At 73.3% G+C, this 24,111-nt stretch carries 16 protein-coding genes and 1 riboswitch; of the genes, 8 read left to right on the top strand and 8 right to left on the bottom strand.

Annotated features, from left to right (window positions below):
* Positions 1-26: 26 nt before the first annotated feature.
* A complete protein-coding gene (locus DEJ51_RS25210; RefSeq protein ID WP_150259895.1) occupies positions 27-2,807 on the bottom strand; it encodes a bifunctional GNAT family N-acetyltransferase/acetate--CoA ligase family protein in 2,781 nt (926 codons plus the stop codon).
* Between the two features lie 183 nt (positions 2,808-2,990).
* Between DEJ51_RS25210 and DEJ51_RS25205 the strand changes: the two genes are divergently transcribed.
* A complete protein-coding gene (locus tag DEJ51_RS25205; RefSeq protein WP_030012489.1) occupies positions 2,991-3,272 on the top strand; it encodes an HPr family phosphocarrier protein in 282 nt (93 codons plus the stop codon).
* A 411-nt stretch (positions 3,273-3,683) separates the two neighbouring features.
* On the opposite strand, the gene DEJ51_RS25200 is transcribed toward DEJ51_RS25205, so the two are convergent.
* The 4 genes from DEJ51_RS25200 to DEJ51_RS25185 all read right to left on the bottom strand — a co-directional run bounded on the left by DEJ51_RS25200 (position 3,684) and on the right by DEJ51_RS25185 (position 8,525).
* Positions 3,684-4,361, bottom strand: coding sequence for a GntR family transcriptional regulator (locus DEJ51_RS25200; RefSeq protein ID WP_150259894.1), 678 nt, complete (start codon positions 4,359-4,361; stop codon positions 3,684-3,686).
* A gap of 203 nt (positions 4,362-4,564) precedes the next feature.
* The gene (locus DEJ51_RS25195) at positions 4,565-5,368 is read right to left on the bottom strand and encodes a M23 family metallopeptidase (protein WP_150259893.1); all 804 of its coding nucleotides are present in this window, start codon (positions 5,366-5,368) and stop codon (positions 4,565-4,567) included.
* A gap of 12 nt (positions 5,369-5,380) precedes the next feature.
* A riboswitch (cyclic di-AMP (ydaO/yuaA leader) is annotated at positions 5,381-5,540 on the bottom strand.
* 217 nt (positions 5,541-5,757) lie between these two features.
* A complete protein-coding gene (locus tag DEJ51_RS25190; RefSeq protein ID WP_150262135.1) occupies positions 5,758-7,125 on the bottom strand; it encodes a M16 family metallopeptidase in 1,368 nt (455 codons plus the stop codon).
* A gap of 32 nt (positions 7,126-7,157) precedes the next feature.
* A complete protein-coding gene (locus DEJ51_RS25185; RefSeq protein ID WP_190620614.1) occupies positions 7,158-8,525 on the bottom strand; it encodes a M16 family metallopeptidase in 1,368 nt (455 codons plus the stop codon).
* 258 nt (positions 8,526-8,783) lie between these two features.
* Between DEJ51_RS25185 and DEJ51_RS25180 the strand changes: the two genes are divergently transcribed.
* The gene (locus tag DEJ51_RS25180) at positions 8,784-11,240 is read left to right on the top strand and encodes a DNA topoisomerase (ATP-hydrolyzing) subunit A (RefSeq protein ID WP_150259891.1); all 2,457 of its coding nucleotides are present in this window, start codon (positions 8,784-8,786) and stop codon (positions 11,238-11,240) included.
* A 101-nt stretch (positions 11,241-11,341) separates the two neighbouring features.
* Positions 11,342-13,423, top strand: coding sequence for a restriction endonuclease (locus tag DEJ51_RS25175; RefSeq protein ID WP_223835959.1), 2,082 nt, complete (start codon positions 11,342-11,344; stop codon positions 13,421-13,423).
* Positions 13,424-13,454: 31 nt separating this feature from the next.
* On the opposite strand, the gene DEJ51_RS25170 is transcribed toward DEJ51_RS25175, so the two are convergent.
* Complete coding sequence (locus tag DEJ51_RS25170) at positions 13,455-14,564, bottom strand: CobW family GTP-binding protein (RefSeq protein ID WP_150259890.1); 1,110 nt, start codon at positions 14,562-14,564, stop codon at positions 13,455-13,457.
* Positions 14,565-14,588: 24 nt separating this feature from the next.
* Positions 14,589-15,755: a citrate synthase gene (locus DEJ51_RS25165; RefSeq protein ID WP_150259889.1), complete on the bottom strand. Its 1,167-nt coding sequence runs from the start codon at positions 15,753-15,755 to the stop codon at positions 14,589-14,591.
* 80 nt (positions 15,756-15,835) lie between these two features.
* Between DEJ51_RS25165 and DEJ51_RS25160 the strand changes: the two genes are divergently transcribed.
* The gene (locus DEJ51_RS25160) at positions 15,836-17,071 is read left to right on the top strand and encodes a citrate synthase (RefSeq protein WP_150259888.1); all 1,236 of its coding nucleotides are present in this window, start codon (positions 15,836-15,838) and stop codon (positions 17,069-17,071) included.
* An 85-nt stretch (positions 17,072-17,156) separates the two neighbouring features.
* Here DEJ51_RS25160 and DEJ51_RS25155 read toward each other — a convergent pair whose 3' ends face one another.
* The gene (locus DEJ51_RS25155) at positions 17,157-20,525 is read right to left on the bottom strand and encodes a BTAD domain-containing putative transcriptional regulator (RefSeq protein WP_150259887.1); all 3,369 of its coding nucleotides are present in this window, start codon (positions 20,523-20,525) and stop codon (positions 17,157-17,159) included.
* A 129-nt stretch (positions 20,526-20,654) separates the two neighbouring features.
* Between DEJ51_RS25155 and DEJ51_RS35195 the strand changes: the two genes are divergently transcribed.
* The 4 genes from DEJ51_RS35195 (at position 20,655) to DEJ51_RS25140 (ending at position 24,076) form a co-directional block, all read left to right on the top strand.
* Complete coding sequence (locus DEJ51_RS35195) at positions 20,655-21,362, top strand: hemerythrin domain-containing protein (protein WP_223835958.1); 708 nt, start codon at positions 20,655-20,657, stop codon at positions 21,360-21,362.
* A 48-nt stretch (positions 21,363-21,410) separates the two neighbouring features.
* Entirely contained in the window at positions 21,411-21,842 is a 432-nt protein-coding gene (locus tag DEJ51_RS35190) for a DUF4267 domain-containing protein (protein WP_223835957.1), read from the top strand.
* Positions 21,843-21,892: 50 nt separating this feature from the next.
* Positions 21,893-22,387 (top strand): cupin domain-containing protein, encoded by a 495-nt coding sequence (locus DEJ51_RS25145; RefSeq protein WP_150259886.1) that lies wholly within the window; start codon positions 21,893-21,895, stop codon positions 22,385-22,387.
* A gap of 87 nt (positions 22,388-22,474) precedes the next feature.
* The gene (locus DEJ51_RS25140) at positions 22,475-24,076 is read left to right on the top strand and encodes an ATP-binding protein (RefSeq protein ID WP_223835956.1); all 1,602 of its coding nucleotides are present in this window, start codon (positions 22,475-22,477) and stop codon (positions 24,074-24,076) included.
* The last annotated feature ends 35 nt before the right edge of the window (positions 24,077-24,111 follow it).

Raw genomic sequence — 24,111 nt, 5'->3', positions numbered from 1 at the left:
GGGCCCTCAGGCCGCGCCGTACCCGGTCAGTAACTGGGGAGGGTGCGCGGGCCGAGATCGCCGCGGGCCGGCGGATGGGCGACGCGGACGGTGGCGCCGAGCGCGGAGACGCCCTCGGCCGCGACCACGACGGGCTCCAGTGAGACGCCGGTCACCTCGGGGTGGTCGTCCACGAGGCGGGACAGCCTCAGGAGCAGGTCCTCCAGGGCGGAGGTGTCCACGGGGTCGCTGCCGCGCCAGCCGAACAGGAGGGGAGCCGCCCGGATGGACCGGATCAGTGAGGCGGCGTCCCGGTCGGTGGCCGGGACGAGCCGGTGCGCGGTGTCGCCGAGCAGCTCCGAGGCGACCCCGGCGAGCCCGAAGGAGAGGACGGCGCCCGCCGCGGGGTCGATGACGGAGCGGACGACGGTGTCGACCCCGCGCGCCACCATGGCCTGCACCACGGGCTGGAGCTCGGCCGGCTTGCCCAGCGCGTCGGTGAGCTCCTCGTAGGAGCGCCTCAGTTCGGCCTCGTTCGTGAGGTCGAGGCGTACGCCGCCCAGGTCCGCGCGGTGGCGCAGGTGCGGCGCGGTGGTCTTGAGCGCCACCGGGTAGCCCAGCACCCCGGCGGCGCGGACCGCCGCGTCGGCGCTGGGCGCGGGCAGGGTGGGCAGGACGCGGATCCCGTAGCCCGCGAGCAGCTCGCGGGCGTCCCAGTCGGTCAGGGTCGCCACGGCGCCCGGGTCGACGTCCGCCAGCAGGGCGGCCAGCCGGTCCGCGGTCCCGGTCTCGTCGATGTCCTCGTACTCGGGGACCCGCCCGTCGTCCGCGGCGGTGGCCCGGCGCCACTGCCCGTACCGGACGGCTTCGGCGACGGCCTTGACCGCGCGTTCGGCGGCGGGGTAGCTGGGGATGCTGTCGCCGGCGGCGGACAGCGGTCCGGCCGGTGCCCGGTCCGCCGCGGGGCCCCAGCTGCGGAACGGCGGGGGGTGCGCGACACCGCGCACGGCGGACAGGGCCAGGGCGAGCTCGGCGAGCTCGACGTGCACCACCGCGACCGGCTTGCCCGGGTTCGCGGCCACGGCTTCGCGCAGGGCACCGGCCAGGTCGTCCGCCGGAGCGTCCTCGCTCACCCACGGGATGGCCGTGACCACCACCGCGTCGCTGTCCTCGGAGCGGAGGGCCTCGGTCAGGGCGGTGCGGAAGTCCGCCGGGGTGGCCGCCGTCGTCAGGTCCAGCGGCGGCAGCGGCTGCAGGCCCTGGGTGAGGCAGGCGTCGTAGGTGAGGATCCCGAGGGATTCGGAGTTGCCGAGGATCGCGATCCGGGGCCCGGCGGGCAGCGGCTGCGCCGCCAGCAGGAGGCCGACGTCCACGAGCTCGGTGACCGTGTCGACGCGGATGACGCCGGCCTGGCGCAGCAGGGCGGAGACGGTGGCCTCCGGCAGCCGGGTGTCGGGGACGACGTGCCCGGCCGGGCTGTGCCGGCCGCCCTTGGCGACGACCACGGGCTTGACGGCGGCGGTCCGGCGGGCGAGGCGGGTGAACTTCCGCGGGTTGCCGAGTGTTTCGAGGTAGAGGAGGGCGACGTCGGTCGCCTCGTCCTCGTACCAGTACTGGAGGATGTCGTTTCCGGACACGTCGGCGCGGTTGCCCGCGGAGACGAAGGAGGACAGGCCCTCGCCGCGCCGGATCAGGGCCGAGAGCAGGGCGATGCCGATCGCCCCGGACTGCGTGAACAGGCCGATCCGGCCGCGCGTGGGCATCGGCGCGGGGGTCAGGGAGGCGTTGAGTTCCACCTCGGGCGCGGTGTTGATCACCCCGTAGGCGTTCGGCCCGATCAGCCGCATCCCGTACGAGCGCACCTGCCGGACCAGTTCGCGCTGGCGGGCGAGTCCGGCCGGCCCGCTCTCCCCGTATCCGGCGGACAGGACGACGAGGCCCTGGACCCCGTGCTCGCCGCAGGCGGCCACCGCGTCGGGGACCCGGTCGGCCGGGACCGCGAGCACGGCGAGGTCGACCGGGGCGCCGATGGCCCCGATGGTGCGGTAGGCCCGTACGCCGTCGAGCAGGTCGCGGGTGACGGCCTCGTTGACGGCGTAGAGGTGTCCGTGGAATCCGCTGTCGCGCAGGTTGCGCAGCGCGGCCGCGCCCACGCCCGCACCCGAGCGGCTGACCCCGACGACGGCCACCGAGCCGGGGGCCAGCAGGCGCTGCACCGAGTGGGCCTCGGCGCGCTGCTCGCGGGCGCGCTGCACGGCGAGGGACTCGGCGGTGGGTTCGAGGTCGAGGGTGAGATGGACGGAGCCGTCCTCGAAGCTGCGCTTCTGCTGGTATCCGGCGTCCGTGAAGACTTTGATCATCTTGCTGTTGGCGGGCAGCACCTCGGCGGCGAACCGCCGGATACCGCGCTCCCGGGCCACCGCGCCGATGTGTTCGAGGAGGGTGGAGGCGACCCCGCGGCCCTGGTGGGCGTCCTGGACGAGGAAGGCGACCTCGGCCTCGTCGGCGGGTGCGGAGGCGGGCCGGCCGTCGGCGCCGATGCGGTCGTAGCGGACGGTGCCGATGAACTCCCCGCCGATGGTCGCGGCGAGCCCGACCCGGTCCACGAAGTCGTGGTGCGTGAAGCGGTGCACGTCGCGGTCGGAGAGCCGGGGGTAGGGGGCGAAGAACCGGTAGTACTTCGACTCGTCCGAGACCTGCTCGTAGAAGCTGACGAGCCGGCCCGCGTCCTCGGTGGTGATCGGCCTGATCCGGGCGGTGCCGCCGTCGCGCAGGACGACGTCGGCTTCCCAGTGGGCCGGGTACGAGGGGTCCGACTCGATGGTCATGGGCCTACCTTACGGCCGGATCGGGCCGTGGAGCGCTCGCGCGGCGCCGAGGCGATACGGGACGGATCAGGGCAAGCTGGGGAAGGTCGAACGGCGGAAAATTCAGGCCGGAGGTAGGTCCGAGCATTCCGGACGCCGTGAGAGACTGGTCTAGACAACCGTAAGAACCTGAAGGGCATCACCATGGCAGAGCGCCGCGTCAACGTCGGGTGGGCCGAGGGCCTGCACGCTCGTCCCGCCTCGATCTTCGTCCGTGCGACGACCGCTTCCGGCGTCCCGGTGACCATCGCGAAGTCCGGCGGCGACCCCGTCAACGCCGCCTCGATGCTGGCGGTCCTGGGCCTGGGCGCCCAGGGCGGCGAGGAGATCGTCCTCGCCTCCGAGGCCGAGGGTGCGGACGCCGCACTCGACCGCCTCGCGAAGCTGGTCGCCGAGGGTCTCGAAGAGCTCCCCGAGACCGTCTGACCCTTCGGGTTCGACCCCACGCGCGAAGCCGTGGCCCCCGCCCCGGGAGGCCGCGGCTTCGTCGTTCCCGGTACCGGAGCGCAGGCACGGACGGGAACAGCACGGACGGGGGCGGCACGGACGGGGACGGCGGGGGTGGGGACGGCACGGCTGAGGACGGCATGCCCACCCCACCCGTCACGCGTCCACGAGCCCCCGTCGGCGGCCCCCCGCCCCGCAAGGGCCGGGCCCGGCAGCGTGCCACGCCGGCCGCCAGCACCGCGAAACGGATACCCGCGGGAAACGGACACCGAAGAAAACCCCGCTCGGCAGCGCAAAAGCCCCTGCCCAGATCCGGGTACACCGAATTACGCTCCGCAGGAATTCCACACAGCGAATTCCCGCGACCCCACCCTTTGTATACGGCTCCTGTTAATGCCGACCGCTCGCCATGTTTACGGCAGGTTGCGAAGTGCTCACCGCCGGGCGGAGCCGCAGCCGGTGCACGCCCACCGTCCGGTCGGCGTGCACCGCCGTCAGCGCCCGCGCCCGCTCCGCGTCGCCGCGCGCCACCGCGTCCACGATCGCCCCGTGCTCCGCCCAGGACTCCACCGGCCGGGCGGGCGCCTCCACCACGTACATCCACGCGATCTTGTGCCGCATCTGCGTGAGCAGCGCGATCAGCCCGGGGCTGCCGGAGGACTGCGCGAGCGTCTCGTGGAACCAGCCGCCCAGCGACCGCAGGTCATCGACCTGGCCCCGCCTGGCCCGTTCCTGCCCCAGCCTGACCAGCCCGCGCAGCACCTTGAGGTGCGCGTCGGTGCGCCGCCTGGCGGCCCTCGCGGCAGCCAGCGGCTCCAGCAGCGTCCGCAGCTCCAGCAGGTCTGCGGCCTCCTGCTCGGTCGGCTCGGCCACGCAGGCCCCCGCGTGGCGCCGTGTGGTCACGAACCCCTCGGACTCCAGGGTCCGCAGAGCCTCACGCACCGGGACGCGCGAGACCCCGTACCGGCGGGCGAGCACCTCCTCGGTCAGCCGGCCGCCCGGCTCGAACGCCCCGGAGACGATGTCGTCGCGGATTGCCGTGCATACCGCGTGCGCAGGAATACGCAAGACCGAACCTCCGCCTATTTCCGACTGCCAGCCTCATTGCACGCACATGCGTGCACTGCGACTCTATTGCAACACACGATAATTTCCGAGAGCGGCCGGAAATACGAAACATTTGCACAAGGACGCAACACACAAAGACCCCGGCTCGGCGAGCCGGGGTCTTCGGTGAAGCGGTGGGTGCGCGTGGCGGGACGCGCCGCGGGTCAGAGGCTGACGCCGTGCGAGCGCAGGTACGCGATCGGGTCGATGTCCGAGCCGTACTGCGAGCCCGTGCGGGCCTCGAAGTGCAGGTGCGGGCCGCTGGAGTTGCCGGTGGAGCCCGACAGGCCGATCTGCTGGCCCGGGGTGACCTGCTCACCGACGGAGACGTTCAGCGAGGTCATGTGCCCGTACTGGGTGTAGGTGCCGTCGTTGTGCTTGATGACGACGTTGTTGCCGTACGCGCCACCCCAGCCGGCCTCGACGACGGTACCGACGCCCACCGCGTGGACCGAGGTACCGGAGGCGGCGTGGAAGTCGATGCCCGTGTGGGAGCCGGAGGACCACATGCCGCCGCCCGCGTGGTACTGCGTGCTGACGTACGAGCCGTCCACCGGGGCGACGAAGGTGTTGAGGCGCTTGCGCTCCTCCTCGCGGGCGGCGCGCTCGGCGGCCTCGCGCTCGGCCTTCGCCTTGGCCTCGGCGAGGCGCTTGGCCTCCGCGGCCCGCTGCTTCGCCTCGGCCTCGGCCTGGGCCTTGACGGCGTCCTGCTCGGCCACGCGGTGCTGGGACTCGGCCTGGTCGGCGATGTCGCCCGCGAGGTCCTCGGCGACGACCACGGCACCCAGGCCGTTGTCCTGGCCGATGGTGCTGCTGTGGTTGTCCGCGGCGAAGGCCGGGGCGGCGAGGGAGCCGACGACACCCGTGGTGGCGATCGCGGCGATACCGGCGTAACCGGCGGTCTTCTTGCTCAGGCGGCTGGAACCACGGTGCTTACCGGAGCCAGCGGGACGACTGCCAAACGCCATGAAGGGTTTGATCCTTTCCTTCCTTCTCGCCTACCGGGTTAGCTGACGGGTTCGGAGCAGGAAGGTCTCCTACGGATCTCCTCTTGCGAGGGGGTCCGATTCACCCCAGGGACTCATGTGGGTCCCCGGCTCCCCAGGCTCGCGCCTGACGGGGACTCGGCGATCGCTGCCCGGTGCCGCGGGTGCGGCGGGCACAACTGACGGACAGCACGGCCGACGCTAGGCGGATCATCAGTCAATCGCCAAACAGACGCGGCTTTTTGTTGCGTACGCCACATCACATAAAAGCAACCTCACCACTAAACGGACAAAAGGGGTTCTGGTGACCAAGTCACCAGAACCCCTTGCTGAAACCTTCAGCCGGCCCTCAATGAGCCGTCGTCCGAAGGTCAGTTGGAGACGACCGTGACCTCTCCGATCCCAAGGGCCCGCACGGGCTCCTCGATCAGCGCGGCGTCACCCACCAGGACGGTCACCAGCCGGTCCGCGGGGAAGGCCTTGACGACCGCCGTGGTCGCCTCCACCGTGCCCGTCGCGGCGAGCTGGGCGTACAACTGCGCCTGGTAGTCGTCCGGCAGCTCCTGCTCGACCTGGTCGGCGAGGGTGCCCGCGACCGAGGCCGCCGTCTCGAACTTCAGCGGGGCCACGCCCACCAGGTTCTGCACGGCGACATCGCGCTCGGCGTCGGTCAGGCCGCCCTCCGCGAGGGTGCGCAGCACCTTCCAGAGGTCCTCCAGCGCCGGTCCGGTGTTCGGGGTGTCCACCGAGCCGCTGATGGCGAGCATGGAGGCGCCCTTGCCGTCCGCGGTGGAGCGCAGCACCTGTCCGAACGCGCGCACGCCGTAGGTGTACCCCTTCTCCTCGCGCAGCACCTTGTCCAGGCGCGAGGTGAGGGTGCCGCCCAGGCAGTACGTGCCCAGCACCTGGGCCGCCCACACCCGGTCGTGGCGGTCCGCCCCGATCCGGCCGATCAGCAGCTGCGTCTGGACCGCTCCGGGCCGGTCCACGATGACCACGCGGCCGGTGTCGTCCGCCGTCACCGGCGGAACCGGGAGGGCGGCGGCGGTGTTGCCGGTCCAGGTGCCCAGGGTGTCCGCGAGCACGGCGTCCAGGTCGATACCGGTCAGGTCGCCGACGACCACCGCGGTGGCCGTGGCGGGGCGTACGTGGGCCTCGTAGAAGGCGCGTACGGCGGCGGAGTCGATCCGGGCGACCGTCTCCTCGGTGCCCTGGCGCGGCCGGGACATCCGCAGGGTGGCCGGGAAGAGCTCCTTGGAGAGCTGCTTGGCCGCGCGGCGCTGCGGGTTGGCCAGCTCGTGCGGGATCTCGTCGAGCCGGTTGCGCACCAGCCGGTCGACCTCGGCGTCGGCGAAGGCCGGGGCGCGCAGCGCCTCGGCGAGCAGGCCCAGCGCCTTGGGCAGCCGGGAGGCCGGGACCTCCAGCGAGACCCGCAGGCCCGGGTGGTCGGCGTGCGCGTCCAGGGTGGCGCCGCAGCGCTCCAGCTCGGCCGCGAACTCCTCGGCGGAGTGCTTGTCGGTGCCCTCGGAGAACGCCCGCGCCATGATGGTCGCCACGCCGTCCAGGCCCTCGGGCTCGGCGTCGAGCGGAGCGGCGAGGTTGACCTCGACCGCGACGACCTGCTGGCCCGGCCGGTGGCAGCGCAGCAGGGTCAGCCCGTTGGACAGCTGCCCGCGGTCGGGGGCCGGGAAGGCCCACGGCTGCGGCTCGCCGGCCTGCGGGCGCGGGTGGAAGGTCATCGTGACGGCTGCGGTGTCGGCTGCGGTGTCGCTCACTGCTCCGCCCCCTCGTTCTCGTCGGCGTCGTCGGACTCGTCGTGCTGGTCGGCCCCGTCGGCCGCGAGCGGCTCGTAGACGAGCACCGCGCGGTTGTCCGGGCGCAGTCGGGCCGCGGCCACGGCCTGCACCTCCTCGGCGGTGACGTCGAGGACGCGCTGGACGGCGGTCAGCGCGAGCTGCGGGTCGCCGAACAGCACCGCGAAGCGGCACAGTTCGTCGGCACGGCCGGCCACCGTGCTCAGCCGGTCCAGCCACTCGCGCTCCAGCTGCGCCTGGGCGCGCTCCATCTCCTCGGCCGTCGGGCCCTCGGCGGCGAACCGCGCGAGCTCCTCGTCCACGGCCGCCTCGATGGCGGGGATCTCGACCCCGCTGGAGGTCTTGACGTCCAGCCAGCCCAGGGAGGGCGCACCGGCCAGCCGCAGCATGCCGAAGCCGGCCGCGACCGCGGTCTGGTCGCGGCGTACCAGACGGTTGTGCAGCAGCGAGGACTCGCCACCGCCCAGGATGGTCAGCGCCACGTCGGCGGCGTCGCACTCGCGGGTGCCGTCGTGCGGCAGCCGGTAGGCGGCCATCAGCGCACGCGCCGGGACCTCCTCGACGATCTCCTCGCGCAGCTGCTCCCCGATGACGTCGGGCAGCGAGCCGTCGCGGGGCGGCTGCTTGCCGTCGTGCGCGGGGATGGTGCCGAAGTACTTCTCGACCCAGGCGAGCGTCCGTTCCGGGTCGATGTCCCCGACGACCGAGAGCACCGCGTTGTTGGGCGCGTAGTACGTACGGAAGAAGGCGCGCGCGTCCTCCAGGGAGGCGGCGTCCAGGTCGGCCATGGAGCCGATCGGGGTGTGGTGGTACGGGTGGCCCTCCGGGTAGGCCAGAGCGGTGAGCCGCTCGAAGGCCGTGCCGTAGGGGACGTTGTCGTAGCGCTGGCGGCGCTCGTTCTTGACGACGTCGCGCTGGTTCTCCATGGACTCGTCGTCCAGGGCGGCCAGCAGGGAACCCATCCGGTCCGCTTCCAGCCAGAGCGCGAGCTCCAGCTGGTGGGTCGGCATCGTCTCGAAGTAGTTGGTGCGCTCGAAGCTGGTGGTGCCGTTGAGCGAGCCGCCGGCGCCCTGGACCAGTTCGAAGTGCCCGTTGCCGGGTACGCTCGCCGACCCCTGGAACATCAGGTGCTCGAAGAGGTGAGCCAGACCGGTGCGTCCCTTGACTTCGTGGCGCGAGCCTACGTCGTACCAGAGGCAGACCGCGGCGACCGGGGTCAGGTGGTCCTCGGAGAGCACCACGCGCAGGCCGTTGGCCAGCCGGTGCTCGGTCGCTGTCAGGCCGCCGGAGCCGGCCTGGGCTGTGGCCGTGTGACCCATGGGCATGTGGTCCCTTCGATCGCGATGCAGAGATTTCTTATCGACCTGCCACTGTATGCAAGCGCGCCGACCGCCGGATAAGTTCCCGGGTCACTCCCCCGCACTCCGTCCGGGGGACCCCGGGGTCGGAGTCGGCGTTGTCGGTGCGCCGGGCCACAATGGTCCGCGTCGTACCCTCGCCGGACACGACGAGACCGCCAGACCCAGCCAGACCCCCCGCCCGACACCCAGCACACCCCATTTTGGTTAAGGAGCCGCGCAGCGATGGCCCGCCGCAGCACGAAGACCCCGCCGCCGGAGGATTTCGAGGAGAAGATCCTCGACATCGACGTCGTCGACGAAATGCAGGGCTCCTTCCTCGAGTACGCGTACTCGGTGATCTACTCCCGTGCCCTGCCCGACGCCCGGGACGGCATGAAGCCGGTGCACCGGCGCATCGTGTACCAGATGAACGAGATGGGCCTGCGCCCCGACCGCGGCTACGTCAAGTGCGCGCGTGTCGTCGGCGAGGTCATGGGCAAGCTCCACCCGCACGGTGACGCGTCGATCTACGACGCCCTCGTACGCATGGCCCAGCCCTTCTCCATGCGGCTGCCGCTGGTCGACGGCCACGGCAACTTCGGCTCGCTCGGCAACGACGACCCGCCGGCCGCGATGCGTTACACCGAGTGCAAGATGGCCGACGCCACGTCGCTGATGACGGAGTCGATCGACGAGGACACCGTCGACTTCACCGCCAACTACGACGGCCAGGAGCGGGAGCCGGTCGCCCTGCCCGCCGCGTACCCGAACCTGCTGGTCAACGGGGCCTCCGGGATCGCGGTCGGCATGGCCACGAACATGCCCCCGCACAACCTCGGCGAGGTCATCGCCGCCGCCCGTCACCTCATCCGGTACCCGCATGCGGACCTGGAGGCGCTGATGCGCTTCGTGCCCGGTCCCGACCTGCCCACGGGCGGCCGGATCGTCGGGCTCTCCGGCATCAAGGACGCCTACGAGAACGGCCGCGGCACCTTCAAGATCCGCGCGACGGTGGCCGTGGAGGACGTGACGGCGCGCCGCAAGGGGCTGGTCGTCACCGAACTGCCCTTCACGGTCGGCCCCGAGAAGGTCATCTCGAAGATCAAGGACCTGGTCGGCTCGAAGAAGCTCCAGGGCATCGCCGACGTCAAGGACCTCACGGACCGCTCGCACGGCCTGCGCCTGGTCATCGAGATCAAGAACGGCTTCCACCCGGAGGCCGTGCTGGAGCAGCTCTACAAGCTGACGCCGATGGAGGAGTCCTTCGGCATCAACAACGTGGCGCTGGTGGACGGGCAGCCCCTGACACTGGGCCTCAAGGAGCTGCTGGAGGTCTATCTCGACCACCGCTTCGAGGTCGTCCGGCGGCGCAGCGAGTTCCGCCGCACCAAGCGCCGCGACCGGCTGCACCTCGTCGAGGGCCTGCTCGTGGCCCTCGTCGACATCGACGAGGTCATCCGCCTCATCCGCGACAGCGAGAACTCCGCACAGGCCAAGGCCCGGCTCATGGAGCGGTTCTCGCTGAGCGAGATCCAGACCCAGTACATCCTGGACACCCCGCTGCGCCGGCTCACCAAGTTCGACCGCCTGGAGCTGGAGTCCGAGCGCGACCGGCTGACGGGCGAGATCGACGAGCTGACCGGGATCCTGGAGTCGGACAGCGAGCTGCGCAAGCTGGTCTCCGCCGAACTGGCGGCGGTCGCGAAGAAGTTCGGCACCGAACGCCGTACGGTCCTGCTGGAGTCCGCGGGCACCGCGGTGGCGGCGGTTCCGCTGGAGGTCGCCGACGACCCGTGCCGGGTGCTGCTGTCGTCGACGGGCCTGCTGGCGCGCACGGCGAACGGTGAGCCGCTGCCGGAGGAGGAGGGCGGCGCCCGCGCCAAGCACGACCTGGTCGTCTCGCAGGTCGCGGCGACCGCCCGGGCCGATGTCGGCGCGGTCACCTCGTACGGGCGGCTGCTGCGGCTGTCGGTGATCGACCTGCCGCAGCTGCCGGACACGCACGCCGCGCCGAACCTGGCGGGCGGCGCCCCCGTCTCGGAGTTCCTCTCCGGGCTGGAGGCGGACGAGAAGGTGATCTGCCTGACGTCGCTGGACGAGTCCTCGCAGGGCCTCGCGCTGGGCACCGAGCAGGGCGTGGTCAAGCGCGTCGTGCCGGACTACCCGGCGAACAAGGACGAGCTGGAGGTCATCACCCTCAAGGAGGGCGACCGGATCGTCGGCGCGGTCGAGCTGCGCACGGGTGAGGAGGACCTGGTCTTCATCACCGACGACGCCCAGCTGCTGCGCTATCCGGCGGGCCAGGTCCGCCCCCAGGGCCGCCCCGCGGGCGGAATGGCCGGCATCAAGCTCGCCGGCAGCGCCAAGGTGATCCACTTCTCGGCCGTGGACCCGGCCCGGGACGCCCTGGTCTTCACCGTGGCGGGCTCGCACGGCACCCTGGACGACTCGGTGACCTCCGGGAAGCTGACGCCCTTCGACCAGTACCCGCGCAAGGGCCGGGCCACGGGCGGCGTGCGCTGCCAGCGGTTCTTGAAGGGCGAGGACGTACTGGTCCTGGCCTGGGCGGGCGGTTCCCCCGCCCGCGCGGCCGCGGCGAACGGCACCCCGGCCGAGCTGCCGGCCGTGGACCCGCGCCGGGACGGCTCGGGGGCGGCCCTGCCGTCGGCGGTCACAGCGCTGGCGGGAGCCGCGCTGTAGGTCACGGGAAGGCATTCGGGTGGTACGACCGGGGGGACGTACCACCCGAATGCCGACTAGTGTTTTCCCGTTGGCGCTTGTGGTGGGGCGGGGGAAAACGGATGAGCCGTCAGTCGAACGGAATGATCGGGAACTGGGCCGAGGACCAGCGCAGGCAGCAGCGGACTCAGGTGATCCAGCAACGCGAGGCGGAACGCCGCCGGCGGGCTTGGGACCGGGACGTCGCCAGGGGCGAGCGCGAACAGCAGGCCGCCTACCGACAGCGCCGTGAGGCTGAGGCCCGGCGTCGTACTCAGGGCGTGGAGGCCGAGGTCGCAGCTCTGCAGAGCCTGTTGGTCACGGGCTGTCGGTCGACGGCATTCCGGATAGCTTCGCTCGTACGGAACGAGCAGCTCGAACCGTTCCATCCGGGGCCCCTGGCCCGTCCGGTCGTCCTGCCTCGCCTCGAAGAGTTCCTGCAGCAGAGCAGCAGCATGGCGCTGGGTTCCTACCGGCGGGCCCAGGCAGAGCGCGAGGCGCACGCCCAGTTCACGCGAGCACATCAGAAGGCACAGGCGGCGGAGACGCTGCGCCAGCAGCGTCTCGTCGAGCACCGGCAGCAATACGACCGGTGGGCGGCGGAACAACTCGCAAGCATCCGCGCGCACAACCGTGGACTGAGTGAGCTGGCTGGAAAGCTGCGAGCGGGCGAGGCCCAGGCCGCAGTGGAGTACTTCTCAGCCGCCCTGTACACGTCGGCGGCTTGGCCGGAGGTTCTACCGAGGCAGGTGGCGGCCGCCTACGACCCGGCGGCACGGCAGCTGGTGCTCGACTGGGAACTGCCACGGTACGGGGTCGTGCCGGAGGCGAAGTCGGTGCGCTATGTGCCAAGCACCGATCAGGACAAGGAGACGGCCCGTCCGGCCACGCAGCGACGGGCGATCTACAGGGACTTGCTGGCGCAGTGCGTTCTCCTGGTCGTGCGCGAGCTGTACGCCGCGGACGAGTTCGGCGTGCTCGACTCTGTCGTCGTCAACGGCTTCGTGGACGACCACGATCCGGTGACCGGCCACGAGGCTCAACTCGTTTTGGTCACGGTGTCGGCGCCGCAGCTCACCTTTGCCGAGCTGCAGCTGGAGCAGGTGAGCGCGGTGGACTGCCTGGTTGACGGGCTGCGAGGGCAGCTGTCTGCCCGCCCGGACCTGCTCTCCGCCATACGGTCCGACCGCAGGCCCGCCGACGTAGGTACGGTCGTAAGCCACGGCGGTGACACGCCCGACGGCGAGGACGAGCCGGATCTCTTCGCGATGGACCCGATCGACTTCGAGAACCTGGTCGCCGAGCTGTTCCGGGCGATGGGCATGGAGGCGGTCACCACGCAGAGGTCGGGCGACGGCGGGGTCGATGTGGAGGCGGTGGACCCGGCGCCGATCCGGGGCGGGCGGATCGTGGTGCAGGTCAAGCGCTACCGGAACACGGTGCCGCCGACGGCCGTGCGTGATCTGTACGGCACGGTCCAGGACAAGGGGGCGAACAAGGGGGTGCTGGTCACCACCGCGTCCTTCGGCCCCGGGTCGTACACCTTTGCCAACGGCAAGCCGCTGGAGTTGGTTCCCGGGACGGACCTGGTGGAGCTGCTCCACCAGTACGGCCTTCGCGGCCGGCTCGGCGGCGGCGACGCGGCACCCGGCCGGCGGGCGGCCGAACCGGCTCCCCCGGCCGACCACAACGTGCTGGGCATGTCCTGGTCGGGTTCGGTCTCCCTCGACGTGTGCGCGCTGGTCTGCACGGGCAACCGGGTGCTGAGCGAGGAGCACTTCGTCTTCTTCAACAACCCGCGGACTCCGGACGGTTCGGTCCGGGCGCGTGCGCACGCGGCGCCCGACAAGGCGGCGCTGGAGGTCTCCTTCGACGCCCTCCCGTCGCAGGCCGACCGGCTGGTCCTGGTGGCCGCGATCGACCCGGAGGTCGATCCCCACGCCGACCTCGCCGGCTTCACCGACGCCCACATCCGGCTGCTGTCCGCGGGCGGCGAGGAACTGGGCCGGCTGGACGTCTCCGACGGGCGCGCCGGCGAGACCGCCCTGGTCCTCGGCTCGTTCCGGCACCGCGCCAACGGCGACTGGGACTTCGTGATCGGCGGCAAGGGCTACCGGGGCGGCCTGGAGGCCCTGCTGGGCGACTTCGGGGTGGAGGTGGCCTGAGGGCCGCCGGGACGGCCCTCGCGGGGCTCGCTCAGTCCTCGTCCGGTCCGGTCCCGTTCCCGGCCCCGGTCCGGGTCCCGTCTGCGGCCCCCGCCCCGGGTTCCGCGGGCCGGGCCACGTACCGCAGGACGCCCCACATGCTCTCGGGGCGCGCCTCGTGCGGGGCCGGTTCGCGGCAGGCCTCCAGCTCGCGCAGCAGCCCCGGGCCGTCGGTGCCCGAGCCGATCAGGACCAGCTGCGTCAGGCGCGTTTCGCCCCGCCCCCAGGGCCCCGGGGCGAAGCGGAGGAAGCGGCCGACCGCGTGGACCTCGTAGCGCTCCTCGTGTCCGGGGACCCCGAACCACACGAAGCCCTTGATCCGGTAGAGCCCGGCCGGACGCCGGTCCAGGAAGTCGATGAACCGGCGTGGGGACAGGGCCTGTTCGGAGGTGAACTCCGTGGTCTCGTACGCGGCGTGCGCGTGCCCGCAGCGGTCGTGGCCGTCGGCGCCCGCGAGCAGGTCCTCGAAGGAGAGCTGCCCGCGGGTCTCGGTCCAGGGCCGCCGGTCGAAGAGCAGTTCCGGGTCGATCCGCCCGTGGTCGGTGGCCATGACCGGGGTGCCCGGGGCGCAGAGCACGGCGAGCTCCCGCTCGATCCGGGCCCGCTCGGCCGCATCCACGCGGTCGGTCTTGTTGAGGACCACCAGGTCCGCGACGGCGAGGTGGCGGTCGGTCTCCGGGTGTCTGGTCCGGGTGGTGTCGAATTCGGCGGCGTCCACGACCTCCACCATCCCGCCGTAGCGGATGGCGGGATTCTCGCTGGCCATGAGCATCCGGATCATCTCCTGGGGCTCGGCCAGTCCGCTCGCCTCGATGACGATCACGTCGATCCGGTGGGCGGGGGCGGAGAGCTTCTCCAGGTACGCGTCGAGTTCGCTGCCGTCGACGGCGCAGCACAGGCAGCCGCCGCCGAGGGAGACCATGGAGTCCCCGACCTGCCCGGCCACCGACATGGCGTCGACCTCGATCGATCCGAAGTCGTTGACGACCACCCCGATGCGGGTGCCCCCGCGACTGGCGAGGAGGTGGTTCAGCACGGTGGTCTTGCCGGATCCGAGAAAACCGGCGAGGACGACGACGGGGATGGGCTGCCTGCTGTTCACCCGGTCGATCGTAGTCAGCCTCCGTCAGCGCAGGGGCGGCACCGGGTGGGGCGGGGTGGGGCCGGTGTACCGGGCGGCCGGACGGATGATCTTCGAATCGGTGGCCTGTTCGAGGATGTTCGCGCTCCAGCCCACCACGCGGGCCGCGCAGAAGGTCGGCGTGAACATCTCGCGCGGGAGTCCGCAGAGCTCCATGACCACGCCCGCGTAGAACTCCACGTTGGTGTGCAGCTCACGGCCGGGCTTCAGTTCGGCGAGGATCTCCTCGACCTGGCGCTCGACCTCGACGGCGAAGTCCACGAGGGGGCCGCCGAACTGGAGGGCGATCTCGCGCAGCATGCGGGAGCGGGGGTCTTCGGTGCGGTAGACGGGGTGGCCGAAGCCCATGATCCGGTCGCCCGCCAGGACCCGCTCGCGGATCCACGGCCCGATCCGGTCCACGGTCCCGATGGCGTCGAGGGTGTCCAGGGCCCGGCTGGGGGCGCCGCCGTGCAGGGGGCCGGAGAGCGCTCCGATCGCCCCGGTCAGGCAGGCGGCGACATCGGCGCCGGTGGAGGCGATCACCCGGGCGGTGAAGGTCGAGGCGTTGAAGCCGTGGTCGACGGTGGACATCAGATACCGCTCGACCGCGCGGGCCCGGACCGGATCGGGTTCCCGGCCGGTGAGCATGTAGAGGTAGTTGGCGGCGTACGGGAGGTCCTCGCGCGGCTCCACCGGTTCCAGGCCCTGTCCGAGCCGGTGCAGGGCGGTCAGCAGGGTGGGTACGGCGGCGCAGGCGGCCAGCGCGTCGGCCGCCCGGCGGCCGGGGTCGAGGTCGTAGACCGGGCGGAAGCCGACGCTGGCGCCGAGAAGCGAGAGCGCGGTGCGCAGCCCGGCCAGGGGGCCGGAGAGCCGGGTGGCCCGGGCCAGGGCCGGCAGGGCGTCCCGTACGTCCCCGGGCAGCCGGCGCAGGGGGGCGATCTCGGCCGCGAAGGCGGCACGCTCTGCGGCGTCCACCGGGAGCGTGCCGCGGAACATCAGGTGCCACACGTCCTCGAAGGTGCGGGTGGCGGCGAGCTCGACGGCCGAGTACTGGCGGTAGTGGTAGAAGCCCTCCCGGCCCCGGACATCACCCAATCCGGTTTCGGTGACCACGACTCCCGCGAGGCCGCGGGGTACTTCCAGGGCGGTGTTCATGGAGGTGGTGTTCATGGATCGACCATCCATGATGGATTCAATCCCTGTCAACATTGATTGAATCAATATGTCAGTCCATCTGTAGGGTGTTCGTCATGAGCGACCAGACGGACAGCGGGCGCAGGCTCAGCACGCAGGAGGCCGCCCGCGCACTCGGGGTGAAACCGGCGACGGTGTACGCGTACGTCAGCCGGGGCCAGCTCACCAGCCGCCGCGATCCCGCCGGGCGGGGCAGCAGCTTCGACGCCGCCGAGGTGGAGGCGCTGGCCCGGCGGAGCCGGCGTGAGGCGGCGGCCCCCACCGGGGAACCCTCCGTCCGTACGGCGCTCACCCTCATCGAGCCCGACCGGTACTACTTCCGGGGCGTGGACGCCGTGGAGCTGGCCTCCCGGTACCGCTACGAGGAGGTCGCCGAGTGGCTCTGGACCGGCACCCCCGCGCCCGGAGCCCGGTTCACCGCACCCCCGCAGGCCCTGGAGGCGGCCAGGCGGGCGGTGGCCGCACTGCCGGAACACGGCGGCCCCATCGACCGGTTGAGGGTGGCGGTCGCCGCCGCCGCGGTGGCGGACCCGCTGCGCTTCGACCTCTCCGAGGAGGCGGTACTCGGCTGCGCGCGCTCCCTGATCCCCACACTGGTCGGCGCGCTCCCCGCGGCGGGACCCGCCCGGTGGGCCGGGGACGGCAGGATCGCCCGGCAGTTGTGGCCCCGGCTGACGGCAAGGGAGCCGGACCCGGACGCGCTGGCCGTGCTGGACCTCGCGCTGGCCCTGCTGGTCGACCACGACCTGGCCGCATCGACCCTGGCCGTACGGGTGGCCGCCTCCGCGCGCGCCCATCCGTACGCGGCGGTGTCCGCCGGGCTCGGCGCCCTGGAGGGCCCGCTGCACGGAGCGGCCGGCCGGCTCGCTCACCGGATGCTGGTGGAGGTCCTGGAACAGGGCGGGGCCGCGCCGGTGGTGGCGGAGTACCTGCGGGCGGGACGCCGGGTCCCCGGGCTCGGCCACCGGCTGTACCAGGGCGAGGACCCCCGCGCGCGGGCGCTCTTCGCCCGGCTGGAAGAGCTGGAGCAGGCCGGTCCGGCGCTGGGTGCGGCGCGTGAGGTGGCCGCGGTGATGGCCCGGCAGGGCGGGCTGTACGCCAACGTGGACCTGGCGCTGGCCGTGCTGACGGTGTCGTGCGGGATGCCGGCGGAGGCCGGGGAGACGGTCTTCGCGGTGGCCCGTACGGCGGGCTGGATGGCGCACGCTCTGGAGGAGTACCAGGAGCGGCCACTGCGGATGCGGCCGAGCGGCCAGTACCACGGGCCCCGACCGCCCCAGCCGCTGCCCTAGGGCGTGTCCGCCGGGCGCCGGCCGGCCCTTGGTCGTCAGCCGGCGCCGGATCTCGTGCGGACCCGGCCTCGTGCGGCGCCGGACCTCAGGCGGCCCCCCACGGGCTCTGCCACCGTTCGGCGATGGCCGCCGCGCGCGCGAAGTGGCCGGCGGCCTCGTCCTCGCGGCCCAGCAGCACGGCCAGGTCACCCAGGGTGCGGGCGACCGGGCGCACCGCCACCGTGAACCCGGAGGAGGGCGGCGGAGCGTCGCGGTACGGCAGCAGGGCCGCGTACAGCTCGTCGGCACCCGCCCGCTCCCCCAGCATGACCAGGGTCATCGCCCGGAAGGTCGCGAAGACCTTGAAGAAGTAGTCCGTCCGCAGTGCTCCCGCCCGGTCGAGGACCTCGCGGGCCTCCCGCTCCCGGCCCGCGGCGGCGAGCGCGACCGCGAGCAGGTCCCCGGCCGGCGGGCCGAAGGCCGCGTACACCTGCCGCAGCCGCGGCAGGTGCTCCACGAGCCGCCCCTGGCTCACCCGCAGCGTCGTGATCGCGACCTCCAGGATCCCCTCCGCGTGCGGTGATCCCTGCCGGGCCATCCGCGCGGCCGCCTGCCGGTAGAGGCGCTCCGCGTCCTCGAACCGCCCCTCGACATGGGCCCAGGTCGCCTCGACGGTCTCGCCGACGGCGGCCGGCCCGGCCATCCGGTAGGTCCGCGCGAACCGCGTCCACCGTTCCACGAGCCGACGGGCACCGCCCACATCTCCCTCGGCGGCCAGCGCCGTGGAGCGGATGAACATCCCGTACCACTGGTGGCCCGGCAGCTCGTGCGCGGCACCGGTCCGTTCGAGTTCCCCTCCCAGCGCGGCGCGTTCGGACCATTCCAGGTCGGCGTCGAGTTCCTTGGCCAGCGCGGCCAGCGCCCCCGCCCGCAGCGCCGGGTCCCCGGTGCCCTCCGCGAGCGCGAGTGCCTCGCGCGCCGCCGCCCTCACGCCCGCCACCTTGGCGTCGGACAGCTCGGCGGCGTACGCGCCGAGCAGCCCGCACCGTACGGCGGGTTCGTGACCGGGCCGCGCCAACAGGCGCTCCAGCAGCTCCACCACCGGTCCGTCGACCACGCCGTACGGCCGCGTCTGCCACGGCGTCGGCTCGGTCCATGCCGTGAACGCCGCGATCAGCAGATCGTCCCGGCCGGCGGCCACCGCCCGGTCGATCGCGGTACGCCGGGTCGTACGGGCCGCCATGACGGCCCCGGCCCGCACCTGGGCCCGTACCAGCCGGCCCAGCAGCTCGCCGCGCTCGGCGTCCCGGTCGCCCCCGGGCGCCACGGGAACCCGTTCGAAGCACTCGACCGCCTCGGCGAGCAGCCCGGCGGCCACGTCATGGGCGAAACGGCTCTCGGCGAGCGCTGCGGCCCGCAGGCAGTACCCGACCGCCTTCGCCGCCGTCGCCGAGGACGCCGCGCGTACGTGGTGGTGGGCCAGCGCGGAGACGTCGTCCGGGGCGAGGCGCTCCAGGCAGGCCGCGATCCGGCCGTGCATCCGCGAGGAGCGCAGCCGGCTGAGGTCCGCCAGCAGGGTGTCGCGTACCAGCGCGTGGGCGAACCGCACCCGCCCCGGCTGGGGTTCGACCAGCAGCCCGGCGAGCAGTCCGGCCTCCAGGGCGTCCAGCACGCCGTCCTCGCCGGTATCGGCCGCACCGACCAGGACCTCGACGGAGGACTCCCGTCCGACCACCGCGGCCAGGCGCAGTACGGCCACCACCGTCCCCGGGAGACGTCCGAACCGCCGGCGCAGCACGTCCCGTACGCCCTCGGGCACCTCGGACAGGGCCACGAGCGAGCCCTCGCCGCCCAGCAGCCTGGCGCTCTCACGGACGTAGAAGGGGTTTCCACCCGTACGTTCGGCCAGCGCGGCCACGACGTCCGCTTCGACGTGCGGGCCGCCCACGGCACGGACCAGCTCGGCCACGGCCTCCTCGCCGAGGCCGCGCAGCCTGATCCGGGCGGGTGACCGCGGCGCCAGTCCGGCCAGGGTGTCGTCGAGCCGGCCCTGCGTGTCCTCCGGCCGGTACGCACCCACGAGGAGCAGCGCGGTACCCGGCGGGAGGTCGGCGACGCCCGACAGCAGCGCCAGTGTCTCGGCGTCGGCCCAGTGCAGGTCGTCGAGGACGACGGCGACGGGCCGCCCGCGCGCGGCCTCCGCCAGCCACCGGCCGACGGCGCGGTGCAGCCGGAACCGTCCGGCGGCGACGTCCTCGCCGGCGGACGCACGGCCGGGGGCGGGGCGGTCCTCGGCCAGGAGGGGCGACAGTGCGGTGGCCACCGCGGGCTCGGGCGGGACGGCGGCCGCGACGGCCCGCAGTGCTTCGACCCAGGCCCAGGCGGGTGGCGCGCCCTCGGCGTCGGTGGTGCGTCCGACGGCGACGCACCAGCCCTCGGCGCGGAGCCGGTCGCCGAGGGCGTGCAGCAGCGCCGACTTGCCGACCCCGGCCTCGCCGCTGACCAGCGCGACCGCGGGACCGGCCGCGCGGGCCCGGTGCGCCGCCGCGGTCAGCCGCGCGAGTTCCTCCTCGCGCCCGACGAACAGCCCGGCCCCGGCAGCGGCCGGCTCGGGCGGGGCAGGCGGCGCGAACGGCTCGGACCGCGCGGACGGCGCCGACGCCACTGACGGCTCGGGCACCCGGGGCCCCGGTGGCCGCACGGCCTCGCGCAGCACCCGACCGTCCTGGGCGAGGACCGCCCGCTCCAGCTCGACCAGGGCGGCTCCGGGATCCAGGCCCACCTCCTCGGCGAGTACGGCCCGGGCCCGGCGCAGCGCCGAGAGCGCGTCCGCCTGCCGGCCCGCCGCCCACAGCGCGAGGGCGTGCAGCCTCCAGGCCTCCTCGCGCAGCGGCTCGTCCCGGGTCAGCGCAGCGGCCTCGGCGACCGCCCCGGCGATGTCGGCGCCGCCGCGCAGCCCGGCGGCGATGCCCAGTTCGCGGGCCGCCAGCCGCAGCTCGCCCAGCCGCATGATCTCGGCGTGGCTCCACGGCTCGTCGGCCGTCTCCGCGTACGCCGGCCCCTGCCACAGCGCCAGCGCCTCGCGCAGCAGGGAGACGGCGGTCCCCGGCTCGGCGGGCAGGGCCTCGCGGGCCCGGCCGAGCAGCCGCTCGAAGCGCCAGGCGTCGACGGCTTCCTCGGGCAGCCGCAACGCGTACCCGGGCGGCGCACTCACCAGCAGCCGTGCGGGGGTGCGCGGGGTCCGGCCCGGTTCGAGGAGGCGGCGCAGGTTGGAGACGTAGGCCTGGAGCGAGGCGACGGCCCGGGCGGGCGGCGCCCCCTGCCAGAGGTCCTCGATCATCCGGTCGACGGACACGACCCGGCCGCGCGCGGAAACCAGCAGGGCCAGGACGGAGCGCTGGCGGTGGCCGCCGAGCGGGATCGCCTCGCCGTCCCGCTCGGCCGCGAAGGAGCCGAGTACGCGTATGTGGACCATGACCTCCCCAACCTACGCCGCATCGGCCAACTCAGGCCCGTACAAGGCCGGATGACGTCACGGAACCTTCCAGCCGCCTTCCAAGTGCGTTCCAAGAACCCTCCATGTGCCGGGGCCGAGTCTCTTCCCATGAAGACGACACGGCAACGGACGGCACGAGCAGCACGCGCGCACCAGAACACGGCACCACCGGACACCCGCGAGATGGTGGTCATCCACCGGGGCCTGCGCCGCGAGGCCCGGCTCCTGGTCGAGCTGATCGCCGCGGTGCCCCCCGGCGACACGGCGCGGGCGCGGGTCCTCGGGGACCACTTCCGCGACTACCGGCTCGGTCTGACGGGCCACCACCACGGCGAGGACGAACACCTGTGGCCGCCGCTGATGGCCCGGGTCGACCTCGAAGCCGACCTGGTGCTGCGCATGGAGGCCCAGCACGAACGGGTGGCTGCGAGTCTCGCGGCCGCCGAGGAGGCCCTCCCCGCCTGGGAGCGCCGGGCCGGGGAGACGGAACGCGACACGCTCGCATCGGTCCTCGCCGAGCACCGGGCCGTGCTGCTGGAGCACCTGGACGACGAGGAGGAGGAGCTCCTGCCGCTCGCCGCCCGCCACCTGTCCGCGTACGAGTGGGACCGGCTGGGCGAGCACTTCCTGACCAGCACGCCCAAGCCCAAGCTGCTGTTCTTCCTCGGCCTGGTCCTGGAGGACGCCGACCGGGCCGAGCGCGCGGCGATGCTCGCCGCCGTGCCCCTCGCCGGGCGCCTCCTGTGGCACACCGTCGGGCGTCCCGCCTACGCCCGCCGGATGCGCACCGTCCGCCGCGGCTCCGCACCGCGCTGATCCCCCCTCTCCTCCCCCGGCCCTCTCACCCCTTCCAGGAGAACTCCCATGTCCCTCAAGCACCTCGCCACCGCCCTGGCCGCCATCGGCGCCGCGTTCATCCTGTACGTCGGGCTCAGCTACCTGCTCGCCCCGCAGGCCACCGCCTCCGGCTTCGGGCTGCCGACCTGGCCGCAGCACGACGGCGCCGGCTTCCTCGCCGTCAAGGGCGTCCGGGACGTCGCGACCGGCCTGGTCCTTCTCGCACTCCTGCTCACGGGGCAGCGCCGGGCGCTCGGCTGGGCGATGGCGGCGATCACCTTCGTCCCCGCCGGCGACATGGTGATCGTCCTCGCCAACGACGGAGCCGCGGGACAGGCCTACGGGGTCCACGGAGCCACGGCCCTCGCCGTCGCCCTGACCGCGGGCCTCCTGCTGCGGGAGCGTCCGGCCCCGCCGTCCGCGCCGCGACCGGCCCGGCCCAGGCCTGACCTGACCTGACCGCCCACCCGCCCCCTCCCCCGCCCTCGCAGCCCCCAGGAGTAGACGACATGTCCCTGATCGTGCCTTCCTTCGACGCTTCGGTGATCGTGCGCTCGGCCGAGGCCGAGACGATCGGCGCCGCACCGACGACCATCCGGCTCCTCGCCGACAGCGGTTCCACCGGCGGCGCCCTGTCGACCCAGCGGGTGAGCCTGCTGGACGGCGCCGACGGGGCCGCGCCCCACCGTCACACCCGGTCCGCCGAGCTCTTCTACCTCCTCGACGGCACCGCGCAGCTCCTGTCGGGCGACCGGGTGGTGACCGCGGAACGCGGCGACCTCGTCATCGTGCCGCCCGGCCTCGATCACGCCTTCGCCGCCGCACCCGGTGAGAACGCCGACATCCTCGTCGTCATCACGCCGGGCATCGAGCGGTTCGAGTACTTCCGCCACCTGGAACGGATCGCCTACGGGAAGGTCCCGCCGGAGTCCCTCCTGGACGTCCAGGAGCTCTACGACACCTACTTCACCCGCAGTGAGGTGTGGAACACGGTCCGGGCATGACGGGAGTGGGGTACCCGACAAGCCGGGCGCAGGCATTCCGCTGGTGCTGGAGCCGACCTACCGTTGCTGCCCATGCGGTTCCCCCTCATGAGCGCTCGGCGCCTCGGGCTGCCCAGACGGGCCGTCTCCCAGATCCTGCTGACCCAGCTGGCCATCGCCGCCGGGGTCGCCGTACTGGCGACCGGACTGTTCCTGGCGCCGCTGAGCGCCCAGCTCGACGACCAGGCCATGCGGCGCGCTCTGGCCATCGCGCAGAGCGCCGCGGCCGACCCCGCGCTGGCCGCCGGGGTGCTGGCCTCCGGGGCCTCGGCCGACAGCCCCGTACAGTCCTCGGCCGAGCGGATCCGCCGGGCCACCGGAGCCGAGTACGTGGTCGTCCTCGACCTGGCCGGCATCCGCCGCTCGCACCCGAGTGCCGACCGGATCGGGCTGCCCGTCTCCACCGACCCGAGCGATGCCCTGGCGGGGCGCGAGGTCATGGAGATCGACGAGGGCACCCTGGGCCGCTCCGCCCGGGGCAAGGTCCCGCTGCTGGCGGCCGACGGCGAGATCGTCGGCGCCGTCTCGGTGGGCATCGCCTACGACAGCGTCCGCGACCGGCTGCTCGGTGTGATCCCGGGTCTGCTCGCCTACGCGGGCGGCGCCCTGGCCGCGGGCGCCCTCGCCGCCTACCTGCTCTCCCGGAGGATCCAGCGGCAAACCCGCGACCTGGCCTTCTCCGACATCGCCGGCCTGCTCGCCGAGCGCGAGGCCATGCTGCACTCCATCCGCGAGGGCGTGATCGCCCTGGCCCCCGACGGGAGGGTCCGGCTGGTCAACGACGAGGCCGCCCGCCTGCTGGGCCTCGCCCCGGACGCCACCGGCGACTGCTCGGGGCGCCCGCTGGAGGACGTACTGGGTGCGGGCCGCACCGCGGACGTCCTGTCGGGCCGTGTCACCGGCCGGGACCTGCTCACCGTCCAGGGCCCACGGGTGCTGGTCGCCAACCGCATGCCCACGGAGGACGGCGGCGCCGTCGCCACGCTGCGCGACCGCACCGAGCTGGAGCACCTCGGCCGTGAGCTCGACTCGACCCGGGGCCTGATCGACGCCCTGCGCGCCCAGGACCACGAGCACGCCAACCGCCTCCACACCCTCCTTGGCCTGCTGGAGCTGGGCCTGCACGAGGAGGCGGTGGAGTTCGTGACCGAGGTCGCCGGCGTGCACCGTACGACGGCCGAGCAGGTCACCGAAAAGGTCCACGACCCGCTGCTGGCGGCCCTGCTGGTGGGCAAGGCGACCGTAGCCACCGAGCGCGGCGTCCTCCTGCGCCTGGCCGGCTCCACCCTCCTCCCCGACCGCCTGGTGGACCCCGGCGGCCTCGTCACGATCCTCGGCAACCTCGTGGACAACGCCCTGGACGCCGCCGCGGGCTCAGCGGCGCCCCTGGTCGAGGTGGAGCTGCGGGCCGAGGGCCGCAACGCCGTGCTGCTGGTGCGCGACAGCGGCCCCGGGGTGCCCGCCGCGTGCCGCGAGGAGATCTTCACGGAGGGCTGGTCGACCAAGCAGCCCCGGGCCCACCGCGAGCGCGGGCTGGGCCTCGCCCTCGTACGCCGCCTCGCGGAGCGGCAGGGCGGCAGCGCCCGGGCCGGTGAAGCAGCGGACGGAGGGGCGGAATTCTCCGTCGTACTCCCGGAGGCCCTGCGGTGAACGAGACCCCGATCCACGTATTGGTCGTCGACGAC

It is taken from the genome of Streptomyces venezuelae, assembly GCF_008642275.1.
GTDB classification, from domain to species: Bacteria; Actinomycetota; Actinomycetes; order Streptomycetales; family Streptomycetaceae; genus Streptomyces; species Streptomyces venezuelae_E.
Note: the sequence above shows the minus strand (reverse complement) of the source record. Positions and strands in the feature narration are given on the sequence as shown.

Coding starts and splice junctions, on each gene's coding strand:
- DEJ51_RS25165 (WP_150259889.1), bottom strand. CDS start 15,755: ATGAACACCACCTCCATGAACACCGCCCTGGAAGTACCCCGCGGCCTC.
- DEJ51_RS25190 (WP_150262135.1), bottom strand. CDS start 7,125: ATGACCTTCCACCCGCGCCCGCAGGCCGGCGAGCCGCAGCCGTGGGCC.
- DEJ51_RS25185 (WP_190620614.1), bottom strand. CDS start 8,525: ATGCCCATGGGTCACACGGCCACAGCCCAGGCCGGCTCCGGCGGCCTG.
- DEJ51_RS25155 (WP_150259887.1), bottom strand. CDS start 20,525: ATGGTCCACATACGCGTACTCGGCTCCTTCGCGGCCGAGCGGGACGGC.
- DEJ51_RS25205 (WP_030012489.1), top strand. CDS start 2,991: ATGGCAGAGCGCCGCGTCAACGTCGGGTGGGCCGAGGGCCTGCACGCT.
- DEJ51_RS25145 (WP_150259886.1), top strand. CDS start 21,893: ATGTCCCTGATCGTGCCTTCCTTCGACGCTTCGGTGATCGTGCGCTCG.
- DEJ51_RS35195 (WP_223835958.1), top strand. CDS start 20,655: ATGAAGACGACACGGCAACGGACGGCACGAGCAGCACGCGCGCACCAG.
- DEJ51_RS25180 (WP_150259891.1), top strand. CDS start 8,784: ATGGCCCGCCGCAGCACGAAGACCCCGCCGCCGGAGGATTTCGAGGAG.
- DEJ51_RS25195 (WP_150259893.1), bottom strand. CDS start 5,368: ATGGCGTTTGGCAGTCGTCCCGCTGGCTCCGGTAAGCACCGTGGTTCC.
- DEJ51_RS25210 (WP_150259895.1), bottom strand. CDS start 2,807: ATGACCATCGAGTCGGACCCCTCGTACCCGGCCCACTGGGAAGCCGAC.
- DEJ51_RS25175 (WP_223835959.1), top strand. CDS start 11,342: ATGAGCCGTCAGTCGAACGGAATGATCGGGAACTGGGCCGAGGACCAG.
- DEJ51_RS25160 (WP_150259888.1), top strand. CDS start 15,836: ATGAGCGACCAGACGGACAGCGGGCGCAGGCTCAGCACGCAGGAGGCC.
- DEJ51_RS35190 (WP_223835957.1), top strand. CDS start 21,411: ATGTCCCTCAAGCACCTCGCCACCGCCCTGGCCGCCATCGGCGCCGCG.
- DEJ51_RS25140 (WP_223835956.1), top strand. CDS start 22,475: ATGAGCGCTCGGCGCCTCGGGCTGCCCAGACGGGCCGTCTCCCAGATC.